At 73.9% G+C, this 8116-nt stretch carries 4 protein-coding genes; 3 read left to right on the plus strand and 1 reads right to left on the minus strand.

Translation table 11 applies throughout. From position 1 onward, the window contains the following. From GV126_RS35355 to GV126_RS35365, 3 genes are all read left to right on the plus strand, one after another. Positions 1–1052: MinD/ParA family ATP-binding protein (locus tag GV126_RS35355; RefSeq protein ID WP_236570402.1), on the plus strand; the 1052-nt coding region annotated here is incomplete at its 5' end. A gap of 42 nt (positions 1053–1094) precedes the next feature. Beyond that, the gene (eccCa, locus tag GV126_RS35360; protein ID WP_159675517.1) at positions 1095–5099 is read left to right on the plus strand and encodes a type VII secretion protein EccCa; all 4005 of its coding nucleotides are present in this window, start codon (positions 1095–1097) and stop codon (positions 5097–5099) included. Between the two features lie 8 nt (positions 5100–5107). Continuing rightward, positions 5108–6538, plus strand: a complete 1431-nt coding sequence (locus GV126_RS35365; RefSeq protein ID WP_159675519.1) for a DUF6177 family protein — start codon at positions 5108–5110, stop codon at positions 6536–6538. 375 nt (positions 6539–6913) lie between these two features. Here GV126_RS35365 and GV126_RS35370 read toward each other — a convergent pair. Beyond that, the coding region (locus GV126_RS35370) for an acyltransferase family protein (RefSeq protein ID WP_236570403.1) at positions 6914–8116 on the minus strand (1203 nt) is incomplete at its 5' end.

Below are 8116 nucleotides of genomic sequence, written 5' to 3' on the forward strand. Positions count from 1 at the left end.
AGCCCCACCCGGCCGCCGTACCGCCCCAGGCTCAGGCCCACGCCCACGCCCAGGCGGCGCACGCCTACCCGCAGACCGCCTCCCGGGCGAGCGCCGCCCGGCCCGCGTCCGGGGCCGCCGCGCACCGCGCCACCCCGGACTCCCGTCCCGTGGTGGACAAGCGCCTCGCCGCCGCCGGTGCCAAGCCCCGCCACGGCGAGCCGTTCGCCGCGCGGGCGCTGCGCGCCGTGCGCCGTACCGTGTCGTCCTCGGCCGCGCGGGAGGTCGCCGAGACCACCGCCACCGCCGAGGTGCTCCAGCAGCCGGTCACCACCGGCCGGCAGATCGCCGTGACCTCCATCCGCGGCGGCTCCGGCAAGACCACGGTCTCCGCCCTGCTGGCCACCACCTACGCGCACTACCGCCAGGACCCGGTGCTCGTCGTCGAGGCCGACCCGGCGCTCGGCTCGCTGCCGCTGCGCCTGGGCGCGGAGACGCTGCGCTGGACCACCGGCGACCTGGCCGGCATCGTCGAGCCGCAGATGTCGCTGCTCGACGTCACCGGCTACCTCGTCCAGCTGCCCGACAACGCCTGGCTGCTGCCGGGCAGTCAGGGCCAGGTCGGGGCGATGCTCGACACCAAGGGCTACGAGCGGGTCATGGTCTCGCTGCGCCGCTTCTTCGGCGTGACCGTGGTGGACTGCGAGACGCTGCCCGCCGAGGTGGCCCGCACCGCGCTGTCCGCCGCGCAGGCCCGCGTGCTCACCGTGCCCGCGACGCTGGAGGGCATCGCCAGCACGCACGCCGTGCTGGAGTGGATGCGGGCGCTGCCCAGGGACATCACCACCTCCACCGTCGTCGTGCTCACCGAGACCGCGCCGCACCCCGGGCTGGACCTCGACAAGGCGTCCGAGCAGCTGAAGGCGACCGGTGCGAGCGTGCGCGTCCTGCCCTACGACCGGCACCTGGCGGCCGGCGGCACCATCCGCACCGAACTGCTCGCCCAGGCCACCCGGCAGGCGGCGACGAGGCTCGCCGCCGAGGTCTTCCAGCTCTCCCACAAGCGCCGCTGACCCCTTGGACACGCAGGGGAACACGAGGACGAGGCACGCACGATGAGCACCCGACTGATCCACCGCCCGGCCCGGACCACCCGGCCGCCGGCCGCGCCGGAGCCGCGCACCATAGAGGCGCCGCCCAACCTGCCCGAGGGCAAGACCGGTTCCATCGCGACCTCGCTGCTGCCGGTGGCCGGTGTGATGTCGTCCGTGATCATGATGACAGTGGTGCGCAACAGCCAGTTCGCGGGCCTCGGCGCGATCATCCTCGTGGTCACCCTGGCCGGCTCGCTCACCCTGGTGTTCTCCCAGCGCGGCAAGGCCCAGCGCACCCGCCGCACCCAGCGCGAGGCCTACCTCGCCTACCTGGAGGACCTGCGCGAGGAGCTGTCCAAGGAGGAGCGGGAGCGGCGCGAGCGGGCCCAGGTGCTCAACCCGCCGCCGGACGCGCTGTACGACATCGTGCGCGACCCGGCCCGGCTGTGGGAGCGGCGCCGGCTCGACGACGACTTCCTGCGGGTGCGGGTCGGCACCGGCGAGATGCCGGTGCGGGACCTGAAGGTCGCCCAGCAGGGCTCCTCCGTGCTCACCCCGCCCGACCAGTTCATGCTGAACGAGGCGTCCGCGCTGATGGCCCGTTTCTCCACCGGCACCGAACTGCCGCTGACCGTGCCCCTGGACCGGGTCGGCAACGTCAGCGTCATCGGCCGCCGCGAGGACACCCTGCGGGTCGCCCGCGCGCTGATGGTGCAGGCCGCCGCCACCCACGCCCCCGACGACGTGGCGATCGCGCTGGCCGCCTCCGGCGAGAGGATCGGCGACTGGGAGTGGGCCAAGTGGCTCCCGCACCTGCTGGACCCCGAGCAGTTCGACGGGCCCGTCGCCGCCCGCCGTATCGCGCCGTCCCTGCCGCAGCTGGCCCGGCAGATCGGCCCCGAGCTGCGCCGCCGCGCCTCCTACGCGGCCGAGGTGCGCCGCGGCCTGTCCGGCAAGGACGCCCTCGCCATGACCTCCCGGCTGCTCGTCGTCGCCGACGGCCACGGTGAGGACGCCGTCGAACTGCCGCGCCCCGACGACGCGGTGGGCCTGCGCGAGATGGGCGTCACCGTGCTGCACCTGCTGGACGAACGGATCCAGGAACCCGGCAGCGTCGGGGTGCGCATCACCGTCGACGGCGAGCGCATCCTCATCGAGGACCTGCGCCAGGCCGAACCGATCAGCGCCCACGGCACCGTCGACGAGATCGGCGTGCCCTTCGCCGAGGGCCTGGCCCGCATGCTCGCCCCGCTGCGGCTGTCCGCCGAGTCCATGGTCGACGCGCCGCTGACCGGCCCGGTCGACTTCGCCGAACTGCTCGGCATCGACGACGTCGCCCACCTCGACCTGGACCGGCTGTGGGCGCCGCGCGGCGAACGGGCCTTCCTGCGCGTGCCGATCGGCGTCAGCGACTCCCACGAGCCGGTCCTGCTGGATCTGAAGGAGTCCTCCGAACTCGGCATGGGCCCGCACGGCCTGTGCGTGGGCGCGACCGGCTCCGGCAAGTCCGAGCTGCTGCGCACACTCGTCCTCGCCCTGGTCGCCACCCACCCGCCGGAGGACCTCGCCCTCGTCCTCGTCGACTACAAGGGCGGCGCCACCTTCGCCCCGTTCGCGGGCCTGCCGCACGTCGCCGGCGTCATCACCAACCTGGAGAACCAGGCCGGCCTGGTCGAACGCGTCCACGCCTCCCTCGCCGGCGAGGTCAAGCGCCGCCAGCAGGTCCTCAAGGACGCGGGCAACGTCGCCGACATCGGCCACTACGCCGCCCTGCGCGCCGAGAAGCGGCCCGACCTCGAACCGCTGCCGCACCTGTTCGTCGTCATCGACGAGTTCGGCGAACTGCTCACCGCCAAGCCGGACTTCATCGACCTGTTCCTGTCCATCGGCCGCATCGGCCGCTCCATCGGCGTGCACCTGCTGCTGTCCAGCCAGCGCATCGAGGGCGGCAAGCTCAAGGGCCTGGACACCTACCTGTCCTACCGGCTGGGCCTGCGCACCTTCTCCGCCGACGAGTCCCGCACCGTGCTGGACACCACCGACGCCTTCCACCTGCCGCCGCTGCCCGGCTTCGGCTACCTCAAGGTGGACACCAGCCACTACGAGCGGTTCAAGGCCAGCTACGTCTCCGGCGCCTACCGCGGCCCCGTGCAGCGCGAGACCGAGGACACCGGCCCGCTCGCCCTGGAGTACGACGCCTACAACACCCTCGGCCAGGACGAGGCCGCCGGCCCGGAGGAGCCGCAGATGCGGCGCCGGGAGACCGGCCCGACCGAGATGGGCGTCCTCGTCCAGCAGATCGAGAACGCCGGCGCCCGCACCGTACGCCGTATCTGGCTGCCCCCGCTGCCCGACGCCGTCCCCCTGGACAAGGTCGCCGGTCCCGTCGAGGTCGGCGCGCGCGGCATGCAGCTCGCCGGGCGCCGCGGCCCGCTGCGGATCCCGCTGGGCATCCTCGACGACCCGACCAAGCAGTGGCAGGGCCAGTGGTACCTGGACCTGACCGTCGCCGGCGGCCACGCGGCCGTCATCGGCGGCCCCCAGTCCGGCAAGACCACCCTGCTGCGCACCCTCGCCCTGTCCCTGGCGCTCACCCACACCCCGCAGGAGGTCGGCATCTACGGCCTGGACCTGGTCGGCGGCGGCCTGCAGGCCCTGGCCGGACTGCCGCACGTCGGCGGGGTCGCGGGCCGCGCCGACCGGGAGCGGGCCGCCCGCACCATCGACTCCGTGCGCGGCATGCTCGACCAGCGCGAGGAACTGTTCCGCATCCACAACATCGACTCCCTGGAGCAGCTGCGCACCCTGCGCGCCGCCGGCCGCCTGCCCGAGCTGGCCTCCACGGAGATCGTGCTGCTCATCGACGGCTTCGGCGCGCTGCGCGACGACTTCGAGGAACTGGACGACGCGGTCGTCGACATCCTCAAGCGCGGCAGCGGCTACGGCATCCACGTGGTGGCGGGCATGCTGCGCTGGAACGACGTGCGCATCGCCACCCAGTCCCAGTTCGGCACCCGCGTGGAGCTGCGGCTGAACGACCCCAGCGAGTCCAGCATCGACCGCAAGCTCGCCGAGACCCTCTCCCCGGAGGAGAAGGGCCGCGTTCTGACCGACGGCAAGCTGTTCGCACAGGTCGCCCTGCCCCGCACCGACGGCCTCGCCGACACCGCCGACCTCGGCGCCGTCCTGGAACGCACCGCCCGCACCGTCCGCGCCACCTGGACCGGCGAGGTCGCCCAGCCGGTGCGCGTCCTGCCGCACGTCCTGGAGCCGCACCTGCTGCCCGGCCCGGCCGCCGAACCGCGCCGCGTGCCGATCGGCCTGGACCAGACGAAACTCGCGCCGGTCCTGCTGGACCTCTTCCAGCACGACCAGCACCTGCTGATCATGGGCGACAGCGAGTGCGGCAAGACCAACCTGCTCAAGGCCGTCGCCGAGGGCCTGATCGAACGCTACGGCGACGAGGAGCTGGTCTTCGGCGTCTTCGACCCCCGCCGCGGCCTGCGCGGCGCCATCCCCGAGGAGTACCGCGGCGGCTACGCCTACAACGCCAAGCTCGCCGGCGCCCTGGCCGCGGGCATCGCCGGCGAACTGGAAAAGCGCCTGCCGGACGAGACCGCCGACCCCGCCGACCTGGAACCCGGCAGCTGGGGTTCGGGCCCGCGCATCGTCATCCTCGTCGACGACTACGACGTGCTGACCACCGCCGGACAGCAGCCGCTCGCCCCGTTCGTGCCCTACATCCCCTCCGCCGTCGACATCGGCCTGCACTTCGTCCTCACCCGGCGGGTCGCCGGCGCCTCCCGCGGCCTGTACGAGCCGCTGCTGCAGGGCCTGCGGGAATCCGGCGCCTCCGCGCTGGTGATGTCCGGCGACCGCAGCGAGGGACAGCTCTTCCCCGGCGTGTACGCCGGCCAGCAGCCGCCCGGACGCGGCGTGCTGGTGCGCAGGGGCGAGCCGAACCGGCTGATCCAGACCGTCTACACCGGGGACATCCACGCCGGAAACCACGCCGGGAACAGGTGAGTGCAGTCATGACCAAGGACGTCGTCACCCTGACCAAGAAGATGCCCGACCCGCTCAGCGTGATCGCGGGCCTGCTCTCCGGCGGCCCCGACAAGCTGGTCGGCACGGAAGGGGAAGGCGCCGTCGTGCAGCTGTGCGACGAGCAGGGCCGGCCCCTGGTCTCCGTCGAGGCGCCGCTGCTGGTGCAGGTCAGGGGCGAGGCGCAGCGGCTGCTCGGCGCGGAGGAGCCCGAGGTGCCGTACTGGTGGACGGAGGCCCGCGCCACCACCGGCGTGAAGGAGGGCGAGCAGCTCGCCGGCACCTTCGCCGCCCGCCTGGCCACCGTCGTCGGCGGCACCGCCTGGCCGCCGCAGGCCGCGCGGTCCCTCGCCGTGGTCGAGACCGACGGGATCAGCGTCGCGCCGCAGCCGGCCGCCGCGCAGCCCGCCGTCGACGTGCTCACCGACAAGGTCGCCGTCGTCATCCAGGACCGCCCGGTCGTCGCGATGACCGCCTGGCTCGCGGACGCCTTCCGGGCGGTGGCGAACGCCCGGCTCGGCCTGCAGATCGTCACCCCGCCCGGCACCCGGCTGTCCCCGGCGGTGCGCGCCGCCCTGCCCGGCTGGCCCTCGCGCTGGGTCGTCCAGGACGAGAAGGACGGCTACTACGACGGCCTGTCCGGAGCCGTCCTGGAGTGGAACAACGGCCTGTTCGTGACCGTGGAGTCGCCCGAGGCCACCCCCGAGGACCCGCGCACCCCGGTCGCCGAGTCCTTCACCCGGGACATCGCGGACACCGGCGAACGCCAGCTGGCCCTCTCCTACCGCGCGATCCACCCCGCCGACGACCGCCTCGTCCTCGGCGGCGCCCTGGAGGCCGTGTGGCGGGAGATCACCGGCGAGCCGCCGGCCGGCTGGGGCACGGAGGAGCCCGCCAACCTGCCCTGGTCGCTGCGGCAGCTCACGGACGTGGCGTACGAGCGGGCGCCCGAGCCGACCTGGCTGGTCGTCGTCGGCACCCCCGAACGCCCGGGCCTGGCCACCGTCCGCATCAGCCGCACCACCGGCGGCGTGGAGGAGGACGTCACCCTGGCCTTCGGCTACGGTCCGGGCGAGGAGATCCCGACGGACGCGGTGCCCCGGGCGGCGGAGACCCTCGCCACCCGCCACGACCTGCAGTCCATGCTGGTCCAGGTCCGCCGGGCGCGCCGCGACCTGTCGGTCCCGCCCCGCTTCGAGGGCCCCGGCGTGCCCTACGCGTTCGTGCTCGGCGTCGAGGAGGTCCGCGAACTGCCCGGCGACCGCGCCCGCCGGACCCCGCTGGCCACGGCGCCGCGCGAGCTGGGCCCGAGGACCCGGCCGGCGCTGTACTACGCCTTCCCGGGCGACGCCTCGGACCTGTCCGGCTGGCAGGACTTCGAACGCCTGATGCGGCACCTCAAGGGCGACCAGGCGACCTGAGAGGCCCCCGGCGCCCACGACTCACGTGGTGCCGGGGGCCGTCCGCGACGCTCGTCGTGCCCGGGGGCCGTCCACGGCTTTCGGTGTGCCCGGGCTCGTCCACGACTCTCGCAGCGCCCGGGACCAGGGCGCGGCTCTCGTGGTGCCGGGGGCCGTCCGCCCACTGCCGCGCACGGCCCCCGGCGTCGCTCTCGCGGCCGGAGCACACTGCGGCGATCCTCGTAGCCGTAGCCGTAGCCGTAGCCGTAGCCGTAGCCGTAGCCGTAGCCGTAGCCGTAGCCGTAGCCGTAGCCCTAGCCGTAGCCGTAGTCGCCACCGCCACGGCCACCGCCACTGGCACCGTCGCCGCGGCCGGCCGGTGTCGGCCGGCGGGGCTCAGCGGGCCAGTGCCGTCTCGGGCTCGGCCGCCGGCTCGGCCACGGGCGTGGCCACGGCCCCGTCCGCCCGGTCGTCCGCCCGCTCACGCTCCCCGGACGCCTGCGGCGCGATCCGCCGGAACGCCCAGTCCATCCGCGGCTCCAGCACGCACCGGAACGTCTGCCGCACCGGTCGGGTGCACAGCACGGTCATGCCGCCCACCGCGAGGACGGTGACGACGACCGCGCCGAGCGGGCCGTGCAGCCAGTCCGCCTCGAACCCGCCCGCGTACAGCACTCCCTTGACCACGAAGCCGTGCAGCAGATAGCCGCCCAGCGTGCCCGCGCCCAGCGCCGTGCACCACAGTCGCCGGCCGGGTACCCACGCCAGGAAACAGGCGGTCAGCAGCAGTGCGCAGCCGAACAGCACCAGCACCGTCACCGGCCCGGCCCACCACGGCGCGCCCAGGTCCTGCGCGGCCGCGTTCCGGTACAGCCACCCGGCGTTCAGCCGCGGCACGCTCCACCAGCCGAGGGCCACCGCGAGCGCGATCACCGGCACCGACAGGATCCGCGCCGGGCGGCGGCGCACCCACCGGAAATGCTCGGGCCTCAGGCACATGCCCAGCACGAAACAGGGCAGGAACTGCAGCACCCGCTGCAACTCCAGCACACCGCCCAGGCCCGGGGTGACGGACGCCAGCATCGCCACACCGAGGGCCACGGGCAGCGGCCGGCGCACGAGCCGCCACACCGGAGCGGTCAGCCGCCAGATGAACAGGGCGCACAGGAACCAGGTCAGGTACCAGGGCGTGAACAGGTGGATCTGCCGGTCGGCGGAATGGCCGACGTAGATCCGGAAGAGCGAATAGGCCGTCTGGAAGACGACATACGGCACGACGACGCCGGTCAGCAGCCGCTTCAGCCGCTGCGGGCGAAGGTCGAAATTGCGGGAGAAGTAGCCGGAGATGATGACGAACGCCGGCATGTGGAACGCGTACACGACGTTGTACGCCGTTTCGAGGAATCGGTTGCCGCTCATGACCGTCGCCCAGGAGTGACCGAGGGCCACCAGGACGATCGCCAGGTACTTGGCATTGTCGAAGAACGGGTCGCGCTGCTCGCCGGAGCCTGGGCGGCGCCCGTCCGGCCGCTGCGGAACCGGCCCGCCGGGGGCGGAGGAGTGGGTCTGGGGGAGAGGTGTTCTCGTCGGTCCGGGGGG

The organism is Streptomyces mexicanus (genome assembly GCF_902506575.1).
Lineage (GTDB): Bacteria > Actinomycetota > Actinomycetes > Streptomycetales > Streptomycetaceae > Streptomyces > Streptomyces mexicanus.

Coding starts and splice junctions, on each gene's coding strand:
- eccCa (WP_159675517.1), top strand. CDS start 1,095: ATGAGCACCCGACTGATCCACCGCCCGGCCCGGACCACCCGGCCGCCG.
- GV126_RS35365 (WP_159675519.1), top strand. CDS start 5,108: ATGACCAAGGACGTCGTCACCCTGACCAAGAAGATGCCCGACCCGCTC.